We start from the raw sequence: 15,039 nt of genomic DNA on the forward strand, positions 1-15,039 counted from the left end.
CGGCGACCGTCGGTAGAGGATGGCGACAGAGCACGATGGCCAGCGACGTTTCGAAGCTCTCCGATCCGCTAGACCGGGTCCTGTCGGTCGAGATCGCCCGCGTCACCGAGCGGGCGGCCGTCGCGGCAGCGATGCTTCGCGGTCGAGGTGACGAGCGAGCGGCGGACCAGGCGGCCGTGGATGCGATGCGCCGCGAACTGCAGGCGATGGCCATCGATGGTACGGTGGTGGTCGGCGAGGGCGAGCGCGACGACGCGCCCATGCTCTACGTGGGCGAACGCCTCGGGCTGGGAGGACCGGAAGTGGATCTCGCGCTCGATCCGCTGGAGGGTACGACGATCTGCGCCAAGAGCCTGCCGAACGCGCTGACGGTGATCGCGGTCGCGGCGCGCGGCTCGCTGCTGGTGGTGCCGGACGTCTACATGGAAAAGATCGCGATCGGACCGGGTTACGCCGAAGGGATCGTTGGTCTCGACCGGACCCCGCGCCAGAATATCGAGGCGCTTGCCCGGGCAAAGGGCGTTCCCGTGGATCGCATCACCGCCTGCATCCTCGATCGTCCGCGCCATGCCAAACTGATCGAGGAGATCCGCGCCACCGGCGCCGCGATCCGTCTGATCGGCGACGGCGACGTGGCAGGAGTGATCCACACGACAAACCCGGAGAGCACCGGCATCGACATCTACATGGGCATCGGCGGCGCGCCGGAGGGCGTCCTGGCGGCGGCGGCGATCCGGTGTACGGGAGGCCAGATCCAAGGCCGCTTGCAACTGAACACGGGCGAGAAACGCAATCGTGCGGACAAGCTCGGCCTGACCGACCCCGAGCGCATCTACAAGCTGTCGGACATGGTGCGCGGCGAGGTGATCTTCGCGGCCTCGGGTGTCACCGACGGTAACCTTCTCGATGGTGTGCGATTCTACGCTAGTCGGACGGTGACGCATTCGCTCGTCATGGATTCGCGCAACGGCACGTTGCGTGACATGCGTACCCGCCATCTCACGTCGACCGCTTCCGATAGCTGACGCGTCGTCGACACTGAATGCCTGACTTGAAACGGACCTTCCTCGGCGTCGAACGTTCCGTCGGCGCTCGCCGCTGGATCCATGCACTCGATCCCCGCGCGGAAGCGGCGTCCGCACGCATGGCACAGCTCTCGGGAATGCCGGATCTCGTGGCTCGTATCCTGGCAGCGCGAGGCGTCGCACCCGAAGCGGCTGCGGAATTCCTGGCGCCCACGATCCGCGACCTGATGCCCGATCCCTCGACGCTCACGGCGATGGATACGGCGGCCACGCGCATTGCCGATGCGGTCGAGCGGAGGGAGAACGTTGCGGTCTTCGGCGACTACGACGTGGACGGCGCCGCATCCGCCGCGTTGGTGCAGCGCTACTTCGCGCATTTCGGCCTGCGCTGCGACATCCGCATTCCCGACCGCGTCACGGAAGGCTACGGCCCGAACGCCAAGGCCTTGCGGGATCTGGCCAATGCGGGCGCCACCTTGATCATCACCGTCGACTGCGGATCGACGAGCCTCGACGCCCTGTCGGCCGCGGCCAGCGACGGGACCGACGTCGTGGTCCTCGACCACCATCAGGTGGGTGTGGATCTTCCGCCGGCGGTGGCTGTCGTCAATCCGAACCGTCAGGACGACTTGTCGGGACAGGGGCATCTTTGCGCCGCCGGCGTGGTCTTCCTGACGCTTGTGGCAGTGTCACGAGAACTTCGTCGACGCGGCAAATCGACCACGCAATTGCCTGACCTTCTCGGTGATCTCGACCTCGTGGCCCTCGCGACCGTCTGCGATGTGGTGCCGCTTATCGGCTTCAATCGGGCTCTGGTCGTTCGCGGTCTGGAAGTTCTGCGTGCTCGGCGCAACCCGGGTCTTCGCGCTCTCGCCGAGGTTGCCCGCCTACAGGGGCCGGTCGAGGCATTTCATCTCGGGTTCCTGCTCGGGCCCCGCATCAACGCCGGCGGTCGGATCGGCGACGCCGCGTTGGGAAGCCGCTTGCTGACCTTGCGCGACGAGGTCGAAGCGCGAGACATCGCGGCGGAACTCGAACTCCTGAATGCCGAACGGCAGGCGATGGAGCGTGAGATGCTCGCCGAGGCCGAACAGGAAATCCATGCCGAGATCGGGACAGGCGACGGACCTCCGATCCTCGTCGTTGGTCGACCGACGTGGCACCCCGGCATCGTCGGACTGATCGCCGCGCGGCTCAAGGAAAGGTTCGGACGCCCGGCCTTTGCCATCTCCTTCGACGCCAACGGTCGCGGAACCGGCTCGGGACGCTCCATCGCAGGGTTCGATATCGGACGCTTCGTGCGCGATGCGGTCGAAGACGGCACACTGGTCCGCGGCGGCGGGCACGCGATGGCTGCCGGTTTAACGATCGCGCGGTCGAGGCTCGCGGACTTTCGCCTGCGCGCGGAAACCTACGCCCGCACGACCGTCGACGCCTTGCGCGCCGAGGATACGCTGGCTGTCGACGGCGCCTTGGCCGCTCGCGGCTTGACGCTGGACATGGTCCGCACGATCGAGCGGGCAGGGCCCTTCGGCTCGGGTCACGCGGCGCCGATCCTTGCGATGCCACGTCATCGACTGGTGTCGTCCGCTGCCGTCGGCTCCGGGGGCCACATCCGCGCCACGCTCCGGGGTGCGGACGGCGCGACGACGTCGGCTATCGCATTTCGCGCGGCAGGAACGCCGCTCGGCGACGCGCTGATGGGTCGTCGAGGCGAGGATGTCCACGTCGCCGGGAATGTCTCCATCGACCGCTACCAGGGCGGCGAGAAGGTCACCTTCCGCATCATCGATCTGGCGCTTCCCGCGATCTGATGATGCCCGCAGCAACGACCCGTAGGCAGCGAATGACCGCCGTTACGACTGCATAGCGAGTACGGAAGGGAGTGGTACGCCCGAGGGGAATCGAACCCCTCTCTCCACCGTGAAAGGGTGGCGTCCTAACCGATAGACGACGGGCGCGGACGAGTGGGTCTATACGGCGAGTCGCTTGGTGGTGCAACCCGAAATGTGACCCTTGGCGACGCTTTCGCCGCGGCGCACGCTGCGCCGCCAGAGGGTGCGCTACGCGCGCCGGGTTCAGGTCGATTGACGACGGCGGCAGGGCCAGTTCCAGTCGCGCATCTTGCCGACATCGATGTGGATAGCCGCCGTATGGCAGTAGGTTCCGACACCGCCTCGACCCGGAAGGGCGCGGACGAACTGGGCGACGTCCTGTCCGTTGACGCCCGGCACATGCAGATCCGCCGCCTTGCACGCCATGTGCATCGAAGCCTTCGCGCCATTGACGCGGCGATTGTGCTGCGGCGAACGGAAGCCGGAGGTGATCACGACCTTCTGCTTGAACCGGCGCTCGATCTGGCTGATCAGCGACATCAGGTTCGAATCAAAGCAGTTGGTGACCACATCCTCGCGCTGGATGAGGAGGCCGCTGGGTGCGAGTCGCGCGATGCCGGAGAGCGAGGCCAGCTGATAGCTGCTGCCGATGTCGTCCATCAGCTCCGAATCGACCGATGCGCGCTGTCCGATCTCGAACAGAGACTTCGGATCTACACCCGGCAGCGAGTTGGCGCCGATATCGGTTTCGGCGTCGTTGCGCTGATGGACGATCACACGGCCGGGTTTGCCAGCCTCGGCGTTTCGCAACGGTGTCTTCGCCTGCGACTGGTTGTAGAGCGAAGCGTAGAGGGACCGGTCGGCCTCGGCCGATTTCTTCGGCGCGGCAAAGGCCGCGATGGCAGGGCCTGTCGTTCGAGTCAGAAGGCGCCCAGGCTGGATGCCTCCGGCTGTATCACTGTTTCCCGCAACCGCAGCGACGACGGCTTCGGTCTTTTCGGACGCGCCCGCCTCGGCGACGCGCGCCGTCAGAGTCGGATCGAGGGGGGCCGGCGATGCCGCCGGCGTGCTGTCATTCGCCTCGGCGACCTTGGCGGGCTCCTCGCCCTTCCCTCCGGGCTCTCCCTCCTTTGCCGCTTGGGCGATGGCATCCTCGACGGACTTCGGCTCGGGCGCTTGCGAGAAGCCGAAGGCGCTGCTTTCGTCCACCGCCGACACGCATCCGCCCAGGAGAGGCGACAGCGACAAGATGGTTGCGGCAAGGAGTGCCTTGCGCGGCAGCAGGCCGCGTGCGGAGAAAAATCGTTCGGTCAACCGGTCGTCCACCCTCTCGGTGTCGGCTCGTAAGGCCGTTCACCCAAGCCATGACCGAAGCCCCGGATCGGGTCTTCGGAAGACTGCCGCTTCGATCGCGTTCGCTTCCCCAAAGCGCGGGCCCGATACCGGGGCCCACCGCGAAGTATGACTATTTCGTTAGCACTGTGTCGTTTCCGAGGCTAGCCCGGCCTCAGTTCACAGTGAATGCTACCAGGTTCCGGTGTTCGGCATGCTGGACCAGGGCTCCGCCGCAGGTTTCGCTTCGCCACGCTGCAGCAGTTCGAAGGAGATGTTGTCGGGAGACTTTACGAAGGCCATGCGACCGTCCCGCGGCGGGCGATTGATGGTCACGCCCTGATCCATCAGCCGCTGACAGGTCTCGTAGATGTCATCGACTTCGTAGGCCAGATGCCCGAAATTGCGGCCGCCGGTGTAGTCCTCAGGATCCCAGTTGTGGGTCAACTCGAGAAGGGGAGCAGCGTTCGAGCGACCCGCGCTCTCGTCGTCGCGCGCAGCGAGGAAGATGAGCGTGAAGCGTCCGGCCTGGCTTTCGGTCCGGCGAACTTCGACCATCCCCATCTTGTTGCAGTAGAAATCCAGGGATTTGTCGAGGTCGGCGATGCGGACCATCGTATGGAGATATCGCATGGGATCCTGCTCAGAACGTCGTTCCGTTGCGACTTAGGGGCACGAAGCGATCCGCCAATGTGCGACCCATTGGAACAGCCACTACGTCTGCGACTTTTTGCGAAGCTTGCGGCACGGGGTCCGGGCGATGTTTTTTGCGCGGAACGGGAAAAACGGGGCGCTTGAGGATTCCCAAACTCACTATTCAAACTATTCTGAAAACTCAGGTGATCGTTTGACGAATGGTGATGGATCGCGAATGCTGACGCGTCCTGCACGAATGTTGGAACGGTCGGCGTCAGGCCGTCTTCGCGGCGGGCGTAAGTGACGAACGAGGCGGAACGTTCGATGACAGTGCGTGCACCCAGCGCGATGGATCATGAAGCTGACGGTTCGACGCGGCCGCTCGATCTCGAAACCGTCACCGGCAGGATCAAGTGGTTCGATGTCGCCAAAGGGTTCGGCTTCGTGGTTCCGGACGGAGGCGGCGACGATGTGCTTCTGCATGTCACCTGTCTGCGCCGCGACGGCTTCTCCACCGCCCTCGAGGGCGCGACGGTCGTGTGCGAGATCCAGCGTGGCGAGCGCGGCCTTCAGGCTTTCCGTGTGCTCAGCATGGATACCTCCACTGCCGTCGCACCGGCCCAGACGGCGGCAGCCCGTACCCATGTGCAGGTGGTACCCACGAGCGATCTGGAACGGGCCTCTGTCAAGTGGTTCAACCGCAGCAAGGGCTACGGCTTCATTTCGCGCGGGGAGGACACCGAAGATATTTTTGTCCATATGGAGACGCTGCGTCGCTACGGCATGGCGGAACTCCGGCCGGGGCAGGAGGTGCTCGTGCGATACGGCAACGGCGACAAGGGCCTCATGGCGGCCGAAATCCACCCCTTGACCGGGCCCGTCCGGCCGGGAGCCCACTGATGTCGACGTTCTTCGCAAGGGCAGCACAGGTTGGCGGAGCGGCCGCTGCGATGGTCCTGATGCTCGCATCCGCCGCGTTTGCCGATACGGCAACCTTGATAACCGAAACGGGAGCACACGCGATCGAGGTCGAGGTCGCCGACACGCCATCGGAGCGCGAGATCGGCCTGATGAATCGCGAGTCCCTTGCGGAGGGCACCGGCATGCTGTTCGATTTTCGCGAAAGCCGTCCCGTCAGCATGTGGATGAAGAACACGCTCATCCCGCTCGACATGCTGTTCGTCGACAAGGACGGGACGATCGTGCGAATCGCGCGCAACGCGAAGCCGCATTCGCTGGAAACGATCCCGTCTGGGAAGACCGTACGCTTCGTTCTCGAAATCAACGGCGGCGCAGCAGCGACGTATGGCGCGAAGGCGGGCGATAAACTCGAGCATTCCTTGATCAAGGGACGCTAGATTGGCGGTTCGGGCCGGAAACGCCGCATTGCGTGCCCGGAGCGGTTCGTCTAGAAGCCCTGTGTTTCGGATTGTTCCGGATCATCGGAGCGTAGCGCAGTCTGGTAGCGCATCTGGTTTGGGACCATTTTGGCGTTCCTCCTAAACTAGCATATTTCTCAACGGGTTGGGTGCGATTTTCGGGGGCTTCGGAAAACTTCTCCGGGGCCAGTCCGGGGAATTGCATCAAGCGCGTCTCCAACGTCGTCGTCCAGCACGTGGGCGTAGCGCATGGTGGACGAGATGTCCGAGTGCCCGAGCGCCTTCTTCACCAGCGCCAGGTCGCGGGTCGCCCGCAGGAGCTTCGTCGCGAAGTCGTGGCGCATGTCGTGGCGCCGGAAGTCGGCGATGCCTGCCTGGCGTAGCGCAGTCTCGAAGGAGCGCCGGTAGCCCGCCACGGTGAGCGGCAAGCGCATGCCCTTCTTCGGCCCTCGCTGCACCTCATAGGTCCAGACACAGGGCAGGGGCGACTTGCCCATCTCGCGCTCAAGAAGGGCAATGTCAGCCCGGCTCACGCGCTGCCACTTCTCCCCATGTCCCTTGATCCAGATCCGCACTCGGCGGTTCGGCACGTCCACGTCCAGCTTCTTCAGCCCGAGCGCGGCTTGCAGTCGGAAGCCACGTTCGAACTGGAAGGTGGTGAACGGGATGAAGTCCTCCCGCAGCGCCTCCCAGAATGCGCGCGCCTCGGCCTCGGATAACTCGCGATCGCGGGCAGGCTTCTCTCGTCGCCGAAGCGCCTTCCAGTCGATCGTATGGGGCCTGCACGTCATGCCCCAGGCGCGTGAGGCATGAAACATGAGCGCCCGCATCGGCTCGATGACGTTGCGGTTGACTGTCGCACCCGAGATGGGTCGGGCAGTCTTCTCGTCCTTTCCGACCACTTCGCCCGCGCGCTTTTGACACGCCAGCGCTATGTCGTCTGCCGTGACGTTGATCAGCCGCCGCTCGCCGCCGATGAGCCGGGCGCAATGCTGGAAGCCGATAGCGGTGTCGATCCCGCTAGGCTTCTGCGCCAGCACCTCGTCCATGTACCGCCCGATGCAGTCGTCTAGGGTGAGATGATCGTTAGGTGCGGCGCTGCGGACCCGGCGCTTCTCTGCTTCTTCAAACGCCTTAGCTCGTCCAAGCGCCTTTTCGCCAGTTGTGCCATGGAACCGTCGGCTTTCCCCGTTGACCTTGATCGTGAAATCGAAGTGGAAGAAGGGCGACTTTTCGTTGCCGGCTTTGTCCTTGGGGCGGTAGACTGACATTCAGGGCTCCGGGTCAGGTAGGCTTCGATGTCCTCGCGGGCGTAGCAACGCCGCTTCCCGCGGATGCGGAACGCGATGCTTCCCCGCTCGGCTTCCCGGCGCAAGGTGGTCGAAGAAATCTGCAGGACGGACGCGGCTGCCGGCTCCGACAGGAACGGGCCATCCGCAAAGGCTGCCGCGATCAGGGCAGCGACGCTCGGAGGCAGAAGCGGGCTACCCATCGGCTTCGTCCCCCTTCTGGGAGAGGGCTCGGGCTCGCTTCAGCGCGTGGGCGGGCGAATTTCCTGTCGCCAGGATATGCCACTCCCAATCATTGATGTTCCCGCGCTTCTCAATGACGCGCCAGCCGTGCTCGCCCATTTCGTCGCGTTCATCGACAGGTCCGTAGGATAGCTCGTGAGCCGAGCGCTCGCCGAACCATTTCAGGAGGTCTGCCTCCTCCAGCGCCGCCTTTCTGGTCTCGGCCTCTTGGCGGGGAAGGCGGGAGGCGAGGAACGGCATGAGAGCTTCCGCCAGCGCACCGGCTCCGAGGCTGTTCGAGCCATCGACGCGACGGATTTCCTGAGCGAGATCGTCCACCAGCGTATCGTCCGCGCTCACGAGCGGGGCTCCGTGGTGAGGGAGGCGGGTCATGCTGCCCTCCTTTGCCGGTACTGCTCCGGCGCGTTGGCGTGAAAGACGGCCCGCGAGAAGCCAAGCGGCGTGGCGCTCCGAACGTCGCCGCGGTCACTGGAAGGGCTGGCGAAGTGGATGCGATTGTCCGGCTTCACGTCAATGAACTGCGGCGCAACGCGAGGTGCGGGCATGACGAACCCGTTCAGCGGCCAGATGCACGTCTTCTTCGTGTAGTGGTCGTCCTCGCACCAGCCGGTGTAGTCGGCTGGATCGAAGTAGTGTCCCGGCTTGCCGATGTGCGGGATACTCGACAGGATGCCCACCGGGTTCTCGAGAAAGCCCGGTGCGCCTGACCAGGCAATGGCCTGTCGACACGCCTCGAAGACCTCCAGCGCATCGCGCAGCATGTGGCCGCGCTTCTTGCCGTGGTCGCGCGTGCCGCTCACCGAGACGTGGGTGCACGGAGGCCAAGCGGCGACGAACACCGGGCGATACCCGGCCGGCAGGATCCACGCGCGGGCATCGCCCCAAACGTAGTGGACTAGGCCCTCGGTACGGTCTCGGCGGATGGAGTGCTGGACATCGACGCAAAAGCATTCGATGCCGGCTTCGCCCCACGGCTGGGCCGCAACGCCCGTCCGGTCGCAGAGGAAGACAGCGCAATCGGTGAGGTCAGCCATTGGCCTCTCCCTCCCGCTTGTCCGCCACCGGAACCGCTTCGGGGGTGGATAGGGCGGCGAGAGCTTCCCATCGCATCTTCGGCTGAACGTAGATATCCCGCTGCTCGCGGCCCTTATTCGCCCATCGACGGTGAGGCCGAACGGTGCCGGCGATCTTCCATCCCGCGCCGCGCATGCTTGCGCCGCTCTCGCTGGCGAGCGTGTACGTCACCATCCGCATGCCGCCCATCTGCTGCCAGATCCGCCAGCACCGGCCGTAGAGGAACGAGCAGGTGTTCTTGGGCGCGTCGGGCGCGGTGCACACGCGCAGCACCTCGGCGGTCACGCCGTCCATCAGCGTGACGCTCACAGGGTTGCCGACGATCGCGATGCCGACGACTTCACCACCCGCGACGGCCGCCACCGCGAACTTGCCGCCATTCCGAGCCGTGCGGCCCGAATGGCGATGATGCTGCGCCACGAAGTCGTTCGCGGCCCGAAGGGTTGTTGGGCGAAGGCTGAGGCTCATCGTCCCGTCTCCCCCTGGTGCTGGTCGCGCTCGGATGGGGACGGGGAGACGGTGAGGGCGGCGTAGAGCGGCGTCACGGACCAACCTCGCTGCTCATAGCTTTCCGCCGTTCCGCGTTCCCATACGAGAATGTCGGAAATGTCATGGGCGTGTGGATTGCCAGTGCAGCGGTAAGCGACGGGCTCCGCCACAGCCGGGCCGGTCTCACCCTCGTGCTTGCGAACGAACGGCTCGCCGGTGTCCATGTCGATGAACGGTTTGGCGGCTTCCTCCAGTTCGGGCAAATCGCGCTCCGTATCGCCGAACAGCATGTTCGACACGGCGTTTAGCAGCCGGTGCAGTTCCCCATCCGCATCGGTGCGAACGGGGGCGGCCTCTCCCTCTTGTGCGGGTGAGGAGAGGGCGGCGCGAATTGCTGCCGCAGCGGCCCTTGTTCCGTCTAGATAACCGTCGTTCCAGTCGGCGCTGTCGCTGCGGGCGCGGGGCCGGTCGTCAAACGCGCTCTCCGCAATGGAGGCCGCCCGAGAATTCAGCCTAGTCAGCCGCGCTTCTGCGGCCTGATAGCGGCGCTCGTTGATCAGCTGCTGCTTGATGGCGTGTTCGGCTCGATCGCGCTCGCGCTGGACCGCCGCAGCCGAGCCTGCCTGCATCTTCTCGATACGGGCTTCCAACTCTGCGACCATCTTCGCGTTGCGCTGCGACTGCTCGAAGTGGCGATCTGCTCGTGCGGTCTCGCTAGCGTCCGCCACTGCCGAGCCGGCCTTTCCCTCTGGCGACAGGGCGACATACGGCGTGCCCGAAATGTCGGACGGATCGCGATTGAACACCCAAAGCTGAAGGGGCTTCTGGCTTTTGGCCAGCTTCTTCATGTCGCCTTCGCGGACCCATGCTACCGGGGCGTCCGTGACGAGATCGCCGGCCGCGTTCGTGGGGGAAGTCGTCATCGGGAAGCGTCCCTCGCAAGACGACCGCCACGGCCCCAGTCGTAGTGGGTGCCGTCGGGCTTGCGGAAGTTGGGGTGGGTGGGTTTGCCGCCGAGTTTCAGGTGCTTGGCCTTCAGGCTGCGAACAGCGGCGCGCTCGCTGGCTTCGGCGGAGGTCTTCTTGCCGTGGCAGTCGCCGCACAGGATCTGCAGATTGCTCTCGACGTTCTCGCCGCCGTCAGCCAGCGGCGTGATGTGGTCGCAGGCGGTAGACTTCACGTCCGCGAGGCTGCGCGTGCAGGACGGGCAGGCGTCTCCGTGCCGGGCAGCGATGCGCAGCTTCACGTTGGTGCCCGGCATGCTGTCGTCGGTGCGGCCGCGCCATTCCTTGACGGTGCGGGCCATCAGCGCACTGCCGGGCGGATGTCCGCCTCATCCACGCCGACCTCGGTGGCGATCAGCTTCACGGCCGCTGGCATGTTCAGCTTGCCGGTGATGACCGAGTAGGCCCGGTCGACGATCTTCTTCAGGTCGTCGAGGTTCGACGGCAGCTCGCGCTTCCAGGCATCCTTCGCCGAGGTCAGGGCTTCGCCGCGGTCCTTCGCCGGCTGGGTGCCGGCTGCAATCTCCAGCATCTTCGCCGCGCACTCGGTCAGCAGGTTAAGCAGGACCGGATCGTGGCTGGCGGAGGACACAGTGCGATCCGCCTCGCGGTCGTCGGCCTCCTGCTCCAGCGCCGCCTCGTGCTCGAATGCTGGCGCGTCGGGGTCGATCTCGTCTGCGGGAGCCTGGGCCTCCACCTGAGGCTCAGGACGCGCGCCAAGCTCCCCGTCGATGTGATCCGCCCGGAAACCCTCCGTCGCGCTCTGCGACGTCTGTGCGGGCTGTGCGGCGATACGATCGGCAAATGCCGATCGGCCAGATTGCGTCGGCGTGATGTCGCGTGCGCCGTCGAGCTCGTCGCGATCGTAGACGCCCAGGATCACTTCGGGGAAGTGACGACGGGCGCCGGCACGGACGGAATAGTAGCCGAGCTGCTGGTCCGGGTCTGACTTCCACAGCGGTGAGTTCTTCGTCGTGATCGCGGCGAAGCGCGGGCTCTCGTAGACATGGACCGATCCGTCGGATGCCTCGAATGTCACGACGCACTGCCGGTCCTGGCCGTCGCCGCGGTATTCGATCTGCGGCCGACGCTTCAGCCCGGCGCGCGTGTTGATGACGGCCGCGATCAGCTGCGCCTCATAGGCCATCTGGTCACCGACCTTGTAGGACTTCTGGGCGACCGAGAACGGGTCCATCTCCCATTTGAAGGCCTGCATGCACACGGCGAGGCAGGCGCCCGGATTGTCGCGGAGATGCTTCGGGATCGCGATGTCGGCGCGCGCCATCACCTCGGCGAAGCGTACAATGTCGCCAAGGTTCTGCGGAGCCAGCATGCCGCCGCCGGCGCCTTGGCCGAATGCAACGGACTGGATGGATGTGCGCTCCTCGCGGACTGCGATATGGCTCATGCGGCCTCCTTCGCCGCCAGCGTCGTCTCAGCGCGCGTGCGGGCCCATTGCGGGATGTCGATGTTCAGAACGGAAGGGGCGAAGCCGTCGTAGCCGGGCCACTGGCCGCGCTTCAGGCATTCGCCGACCATGCGAAGGGCGTTGCGCGCCTGGCGCTCGCCAAGGTCCAGATCCTGCGTCCGAACCTCAAAGAAGCGAACCTCGTAGGGCGCGGTCTTCTCCACGAAGGCGAGCACGAAACTCTCGAACGGAAGCTCGAGCGCGCGGCACACCATGCGGATGACTGCGCCTTGGACATGGTAGCCGCGATCGTGGATGGACCGGGCGATGCTGTCGTCGTCGACGGCGGCCGCGGTCTTCAGGTCGACGAACGAGCCGTCGTCGCGCGGGATGACGTCGGGCCGAGCCTTCAGCCAGACGCCGGACACCCGTGCGAAAAGCGAGCGTTCGATGCGGCCGTTGAGTGCGCCGGCCTGGACGATCGGGTGCGCGGCAAGGCTGTCCCGCATCCGCCGCAGCGTGTCGATCTGCGCCGGCAGGACAACGGTGCGGCCCTCTGCCTCGCGCTCGGCGATCCACGCCTTGCACTCCGTCCGGTTGCCCTGCCACGGCTTTCCGCCGATCTCGTCCGGCCGCATCGCGAAGTGCTCCGAGAAGCCTTCCTCGCCAAGCAGCAGATGGTGCGCCGCCTTGCCGAAGTTCAGCGCCTCGGTGCTCTCCTTCTCGATCCGCGCCGGGTTGAAGGGGCTGTGGACCCAATAGGCCGACGGGCGGTCGATCACCTGCCGGACGCCGGATGACGAGATGGCGAAGCCGTTCAGCAGTGACGTGTCGCCGTGGTAGGTCTCGATCGGGACGGACGCGTAGACGCCAGCCTCGGTGATGGTCTTGCCGTCCCATGTGCGCTCGGTGCTCATGCCGACGCCTCCAGCTTGGCGGCGCGCGTCGCCTTCGCCCGTTCGGTGCGGGTGACGATGTTGGCCTCGCGGGCAGCGGCCTTGCCGGTCTCTGCGGCCCACCACGCCTCCGCCTTCGCCAGGCAGTCGTCGCGAGACGATCCCCAGAACGACATGTTGAACGGCACCTCGCCGGGGTTCGGCTTGCTGGCGGTTGGGGCCGGCGTGTTGAAAATCTGCGCCTGCCACTGGCGACCGGCCGGGGCGCACGGTGCGTGATAGGCGACGAAGCGGGTGCTCTCGATCACGGGCGGCCTCCCTGCGCGATGGTGGCGACATAGGCGGCGATGACGGCGAACCAGGGCGCGAGATGCGCGCGGCGGGAGCCTGTGGCGGGCATGGCAGCCTCCTGATGGGTGAGAGGGTCAGCGACCGCCGGCGGCCTTGTAGGCGGCGATGACGGCGGCGGTTTCGGCTCGGCGGATCTGGCGGGCACGATCGGGCAGCTTGTCCCAGCGGGCCTTGGCGCGGTCGGGATCGCGCTCTCGGATGAAGTGGACGAAGCCTGCGAAACAGGCGGCTTCGATCGCATCGGCGGACTGGGCCGGCGGCCAGCTCTTCGCGGACTGGCGGGGCCGGGCGAGGCGCGCGTCGGCGTCCGGGTCATAGGATCCGACGAACTGCGACTGCGCTTCCAGGATGCGAGGTGCGCGGTTCATGCTGCCACCTGCCGAGGTGCGAGGTCGATGTTCCGCTGCACGACGCTGAACGTCACCGCGACGACCCATGGGTTCTCGACCCAAGCTCCCTTGCCGTTGATGCTGTCCCAGAGGTGGGCGTAAGCTTCAACCGCATCCGGCGAAGCGTCGGCGCACCCGCACGGCTCGGGCTGGCCGCAGGAGAGGCAGCCACCGTCCACGATGCCCTCGGCGCGTGCGTCTGCTTCCGAGATATCCTGAAGTCGCTCCACGCGGACGTCGGAGACGGTCAGCGTCAGGCGTGAGGCCCAGCGCGGCATGTGGATGCCGGGCTTCGGCGGCGTCCAGTCGCCCTCGTCAGGATTATCATCCGCCCAATACCAGAGAGGGCAGTCGAACGGCCAATCGCGAGGCGGTAGGCCATGGCACCAATGCGGGCCGCTGAACGCCTCGCGAACCCACAAACGGTCACTGACGGCGAACCGAACGGCCACTCGGCCGCCGCCGTCCCCTTCGATGTAGATCCAGTCGCCGTACTCGTTGAGCGCGGGTCCCGGACGGCACGTCTCGTGCGCTAGCGCCCGGCGCGTCTGCGTCTTGTGGCCGGCCAGAAGGGCCTGCACCATCGGGGCGGAGAAGAGGATCGGACGGTCAGCCATCACGCCGCCACCGCCGCCGCAGGCTTCGCCCACAGCGCCTTGTCCTCGAGATCGTCCCAGCGTCCGCCAGCCTCGCGCTGGAGATCGTAAGCGATGTCTGCACGGTCCTCGGCCGACAGCTTGGCGTGCGACCGCGGCTCGACGGGCGAATGCAGCACGACGTAGCCGTTCCGCAGGTTGCGGTAGGCGATCAGCGCGTCGCGGTAGACGTCATCGTAGCGATCCTCCTTGCCGACGGCGGCGAGCGTCTCGCGGACGATCCACTGGCGGAGGAATGCTGTCTCGACGTCCGGCGCCGATGGCAGAACGGTGTGCTTCAGGAACACCCGAGCCTGCATGTCGCGGACGAGATCGTAGCCAAGCATGGCCTGGGCATCGTCTTCGGACAGATCGACCAAGGCCAACGCCTCGGTGACGAAGAAGCCAACGGTGTCGCGCATCACAGCACCGCCTTTCCGAGCGCGGCGAGGCCAAGAACGAGGCCAAGAGCCCAGGTGGCGAAGCACAGGCGATCGGCGCGGGTGGTCTGGGAGAGGAGGGTGGCGATCATCGCCCCTGCTCCATCGAAGCAGTGCGGACCGAGCGGAACGCCTCCTGTCGCTCCACAGCGCGCTTGGCGAGGTTGCCTTCCGCCATCCACAGCGCGCCGTAGAAGCCGAGGCCGACAATGGTGGCGCCTAGCATGGACGCGGCCAGCGTGCGGCCGATCGGGATGGGGTGGTCGGATTGGGGGATGCGGGGCAAGTCGGCCTCCATCGGGTCAGCAGTGCGCTAGGGATGGGTCCGAATATCGCAGAATTTGCGATGCTTGCAAGAGGAAGTATCGAAAAAAATGCGATATCCGCTTGCGCTCACCTGTCAGAGTATCGCAAAAGAAAACGGCCCGGACCCGCGTGATGAGGTCCGAGCCGCCGCACCGGCAGTCGCTTGGATGCAGATTGCCTACCAAAATTCCCCGTTATTCACAACCGCGGGGTGCGGCGAATCGGCCTTGAAGGGGCCGGCGGGTCTGCTCGGAGGTTCCCGCCGCTGGCTTTTCCACAGCCGATTCTTGATCGAGGTCTCCCGACCA

The 15,039-nt window shown here is 65.9% G+C and carries 19 protein-coding genes, 1 tRNA gene and 1 pseudogene; 4 read left to right on the forward strand and 17 right to left on the reverse strand.

Features of this window, described 5'->3' with window-relative positions:
• The first annotated feature begins 35 nt into the window (after positions 1-35).
• Both glpX and recJ read left to right on the forward strand, forming a co-directional pair.
• Entirely contained in the window at positions 36-1,025 is a 990-nt protein-coding gene (gene glpX, locus ACLNGM_RS14810) for a class II fructose-bisphosphatase (RefSeq protein WP_416355511.1), read from the forward strand.
• Between the two features lie 26 nt (positions 1,026-1,051).
• Complete coding sequence (gene recJ, locus ACLNGM_RS14815; RefSeq protein ID WP_416355512.1) at positions 1,052-2,839, forward strand: single-stranded-DNA-specific exonuclease RecJ; 1,788 nt, start codon at positions 1,052-1,054, stop codon at positions 2,837-2,839.
• Between the two features lie 72 nt (positions 2,840-2,911).
• On the opposite strand, the gene ACLNGM_RS14820 is transcribed toward recJ, so the two are convergent.
• The 3 genes from ACLNGM_RS14820 to gloA form a co-directional block, all read right to left on the reverse strand.
• Positions 2,912-2,986 (reverse strand) — tRNA-Glu (locus ACLNGM_RS14820).
• A gap of 117 nt (positions 2,987-3,103) precedes the next feature.
• Positions 3,104-4,186, reverse strand: coding sequence for a YcbK family protein (locus tag ACLNGM_RS14825; RefSeq protein ID WP_416355513.1), 1,083 nt, complete (start codon positions 4,184-4,186; stop codon positions 3,104-3,106).
• A gap of 198 nt (positions 4,187-4,384) precedes the next feature.
• Positions 4,385-4,825 carry a lactoylglutathione lyase gene (gene gloA / locus ACLNGM_RS14830; protein WP_090959482.1) on the reverse strand — a complete coding sequence of 147 codons (441 nt, stop codon included), beginning with the start codon at positions 4,823-4,825 and terminating at the stop codon, positions 4,385-4,387.
• A gap of 327 nt (positions 4,826-5,152) precedes the next feature.
• On the opposite strand from gloA, the gene ACLNGM_RS14835 reads away from it, so the two are divergent.
• Both ACLNGM_RS14835 and ACLNGM_RS14840 read left to right on the forward strand, forming a co-directional pair.
• The gene (locus tag ACLNGM_RS14835; protein WP_090960178.1) at positions 5,153-5,728 is read left to right on the forward strand and encodes a cold-shock protein; all 576 of its coding nucleotides are present in this window, start codon (positions 5,153-5,155) and stop codon (positions 5,726-5,728) included.
• The gene (locus tag ACLNGM_RS14840; RefSeq protein WP_416355514.1) at positions 5,728-6,186 is read left to right on the forward strand and encodes a DUF192 domain-containing protein; all 459 of its coding nucleotides are present in this window, start codon (positions 5,728-5,730) and stop codon (positions 6,184-6,186) included. The genes ACLNGM_RS14835 and ACLNGM_RS14840 overlap by 1 nt, the downstream gene beginning before the upstream one ends.
• Before the next feature lie 158 nt (positions 6,187-6,344).
• Here ACLNGM_RS14840 and ACLNGM_RS14845 read toward each other — a convergent pair whose 3' ends face one another.
• The 14 genes and pseudogenes from ACLNGM_RS14845 to ACLNGM_RS14910 form a co-directional block, all read right to left on the reverse strand.
• Complete coding sequence (locus ACLNGM_RS14845; protein ID WP_416355515.1) at positions 6,345-7,478, reverse strand: tyrosine-type recombinase/integrase; 1,134 nt, start codon at positions 7,476-7,478, stop codon at positions 6,345-6,347.
• Positions 7,479-7,546: 68 nt separating this feature from the next.
• Positions 7,547-7,699 (reverse strand): annotated as a pseudogene (locus tag ACLNGM_RS14850) (hypothetical protein); the annotation flags it as partial.
• Entirely contained in the window at positions 7,692-8,111 is a 420-nt protein-coding gene (locus ACLNGM_RS14855; protein ID WP_416355516.1) for a hypothetical protein, read from the reverse strand. The gene ACLNGM_RS14855 and the pseudogene ACLNGM_RS14850, both read right to left, overlap by 8 nt.
• Positions 8,108-8,773, reverse strand: coding sequence for a hypothetical protein (locus ACLNGM_RS14860; protein ID WP_416355517.1), 666 nt, complete (start codon positions 8,771-8,773; stop codon positions 8,108-8,110). Before ACLNGM_RS14860 ends, ACLNGM_RS14855 begins: the two co-directional genes overlap by 4 nt.
• The gene (locus tag ACLNGM_RS14865) at positions 8,766-9,281 is read right to left on the reverse strand and encodes an XF1762 family protein (RefSeq protein ID WP_416355518.1); all 516 of its coding nucleotides are present in this window, start codon (positions 9,279-9,281) and stop codon (positions 8,766-8,768) included. The genes ACLNGM_RS14860 and ACLNGM_RS14865 overlap by 8 nt, the downstream gene beginning before the upstream one ends.
• The gene (locus ACLNGM_RS14870; protein ID WP_416355519.1) at positions 9,278-10,225 is read right to left on the reverse strand and encodes a hypothetical protein; all 948 of its coding nucleotides are present in this window, start codon (positions 10,223-10,225) and stop codon (positions 9,278-9,280) included. Before ACLNGM_RS14870 ends, ACLNGM_RS14865 begins: the two co-directional genes overlap by 4 nt.
• Positions 10,222-10,608: an HNH endonuclease gene (locus tag ACLNGM_RS14875; RefSeq protein ID WP_416355520.1), complete on the reverse strand. Its 387-nt coding sequence runs from the start codon at positions 10,606-10,608 to the stop codon at positions 10,222-10,224. Before ACLNGM_RS14875 ends, ACLNGM_RS14870 begins: the two co-directional genes overlap by 4 nt.
• Positions 10,608-11,714, reverse strand: coding sequence for a recombinase RecT (locus tag ACLNGM_RS14880; RefSeq protein ID WP_416355521.1), 1,107 nt, complete (start codon positions 11,712-11,714; stop codon positions 10,608-10,610). Before ACLNGM_RS14880 ends, ACLNGM_RS14875 begins: the two co-directional genes overlap by 1 nt.
• Positions 11,711-12,631 carry a PD-(D/E)XK nuclease-like domain-containing protein gene (locus ACLNGM_RS14885; protein WP_416355522.1) on the reverse strand — a complete coding sequence of 307 codons (921 nt, stop codon included), beginning with the start codon at positions 12,629-12,631 and terminating at the stop codon, positions 11,711-11,713. The genes ACLNGM_RS14880 and ACLNGM_RS14885 overlap by 4 nt, the downstream gene beginning before the upstream one ends.
• Entirely contained in the window at positions 12,628-12,918 is a 291-nt protein-coding gene (locus ACLNGM_RS14890; protein WP_416355523.1) for a hypothetical protein, read from the reverse strand. Before ACLNGM_RS14890 ends, ACLNGM_RS14885 begins: the two co-directional genes overlap by 4 nt.
• Before the next feature lie 117 nt (positions 12,919-13,035).
• A complete protein-coding gene (locus tag ACLNGM_RS14895; protein ID WP_416355524.1) occupies positions 13,036-13,329 on the reverse strand; it encodes a hypothetical protein in 294 nt (97 codons plus the stop codon).
• Positions 13,326-13,967, reverse strand: a complete 642-nt coding sequence (locus ACLNGM_RS14900; RefSeq protein WP_416355525.1) for a hypothetical protein — start codon at positions 13,965-13,967, stop codon at positions 13,326-13,328. Before ACLNGM_RS14900 ends, ACLNGM_RS14895 begins: the two co-directional genes overlap by 4 nt.
• The gene (locus ACLNGM_RS14905) at positions 13,967-14,407 is read right to left on the reverse strand and encodes a hypothetical protein (protein WP_416355526.1); all 441 of its coding nucleotides are present in this window, start codon (positions 14,405-14,407) and stop codon (positions 13,967-13,969) included. The genes ACLNGM_RS14900 and ACLNGM_RS14905 overlap by 1 nt, the downstream gene beginning before the upstream one ends.
• 106 nt (positions 14,408-14,513) lie before the next feature.
• The gene (locus ACLNGM_RS14910; protein ID WP_416355527.1) at positions 14,514-14,711 is read right to left on the reverse strand and encodes a hypothetical protein; all 198 of its coding nucleotides are present in this window, start codon (positions 14,709-14,711) and stop codon (positions 14,514-14,516) included.
• Positions 14,712-15,039: the final 328 nt, after the last annotated feature.

Origin of the sequence: Aureimonas phyllosphaerae, assembly GCF_047943035.1 — a bacterium.
Taxonomy (GTDB): domain Bacteria; phylum Pseudomonadota; class Alphaproteobacteria; order Rhizobiales; family Rhizobiaceae; genus Aureimonas; species Aureimonas phyllosphaerae.

Bases quoted from the DNA above. Each gene is read 5' to 3' on its own strand.
- glpX (WP_416355511.1), top strand. From the start codon at position 36: ATGGCCAGCGACGTTTCGAAGCTCTCCGATCCGCTAGACCGGGTCCTG.
- gloA (WP_090959482.1), bottom strand. From the start codon at position 4,825: ATGCGATATCTCCATACGATGGTCCGCATCGCCGACCTCGACAAATCC.
- ACLNGM_RS14835 (WP_090960178.1), top strand. From the start codon at position 5,153: ATGACAGTGCGTGCACCCAGCGCGATGGATCATGAAGCTGACGGTTCG.
- ACLNGM_RS14840 (WP_416355514.1), top strand. From the start codon at position 5,728: ATGTCGACGTTCTTCGCAAGGGCAGCACAGGTTGGCGGAGCGGCCGCT.
- ACLNGM_RS14845 (WP_416355515.1), bottom strand. From the start codon at position 7,478: ATGTCAGTCTACCGCCCCAAGGACAAAGCCGGCAACGAAAAGTCGCCC.
- ACLNGM_RS14855 (WP_416355516.1), bottom strand. From the start codon at position 8,111: ATGACCCGCCTCCCTCACCACGGAGCCCCGCTCGTGAGCGCGGACGAT.
- ACLNGM_RS14860 (WP_416355517.1), bottom strand. From the start codon at position 8,773: ATGGCTGACCTCACCGATTGCGCTGTCTTCCTCTGCGACCGGACGGGC.
- ACLNGM_RS14865 (WP_416355518.1), bottom strand. From the start codon at position 9,281: ATGAGCCTCAGCCTTCGCCCAACAACCCTTCGGGCCGCGAACGACTTC.
- ACLNGM_RS14870 (WP_416355519.1), bottom strand. From the start codon at position 10,225: ATGACGACTTCCCCCACGAACGCGGCCGGCGATCTCGTCACGGACGCC.
- ACLNGM_RS14875 (WP_416355520.1), bottom strand. From the start codon at position 10,608: ATGGCCCGCACCGTCAAGGAATGGCGCGGCCGCACCGACGACAGCATG.
- ACLNGM_RS14880 (WP_416355521.1), bottom strand. From the start codon at position 11,714: ATGAGCCATATCGCAGTCCGCGAGGAGCGCACATCCATCCAGTCCGTT.
- ACLNGM_RS14885 (WP_416355522.1), bottom strand. From the start codon at position 12,631: ATGAGCACCGAGCGCACATGGGACGGCAAGACCATCACCGAGGCTGGC.
- ACLNGM_RS14895 (WP_416355524.1), bottom strand. From the start codon at position 13,329: ATGAACCGCGCACCTCGCATCCTGGAAGCGCAGTCGCAGTTCGTCGGA.
- ACLNGM_RS14900 (WP_416355525.1), bottom strand. From the start codon at position 13,967: ATGGCTGACCGTCCGATCCTCTTCTCCGCCCCGATGGTGCAGGCCCTT.
- ACLNGM_RS14905 (WP_416355526.1), bottom strand. From the start codon at position 14,407: ATGCGCGACACCGTTGGCTTCTTCGTCACCGAGGCGTTGGCCTTGGTC.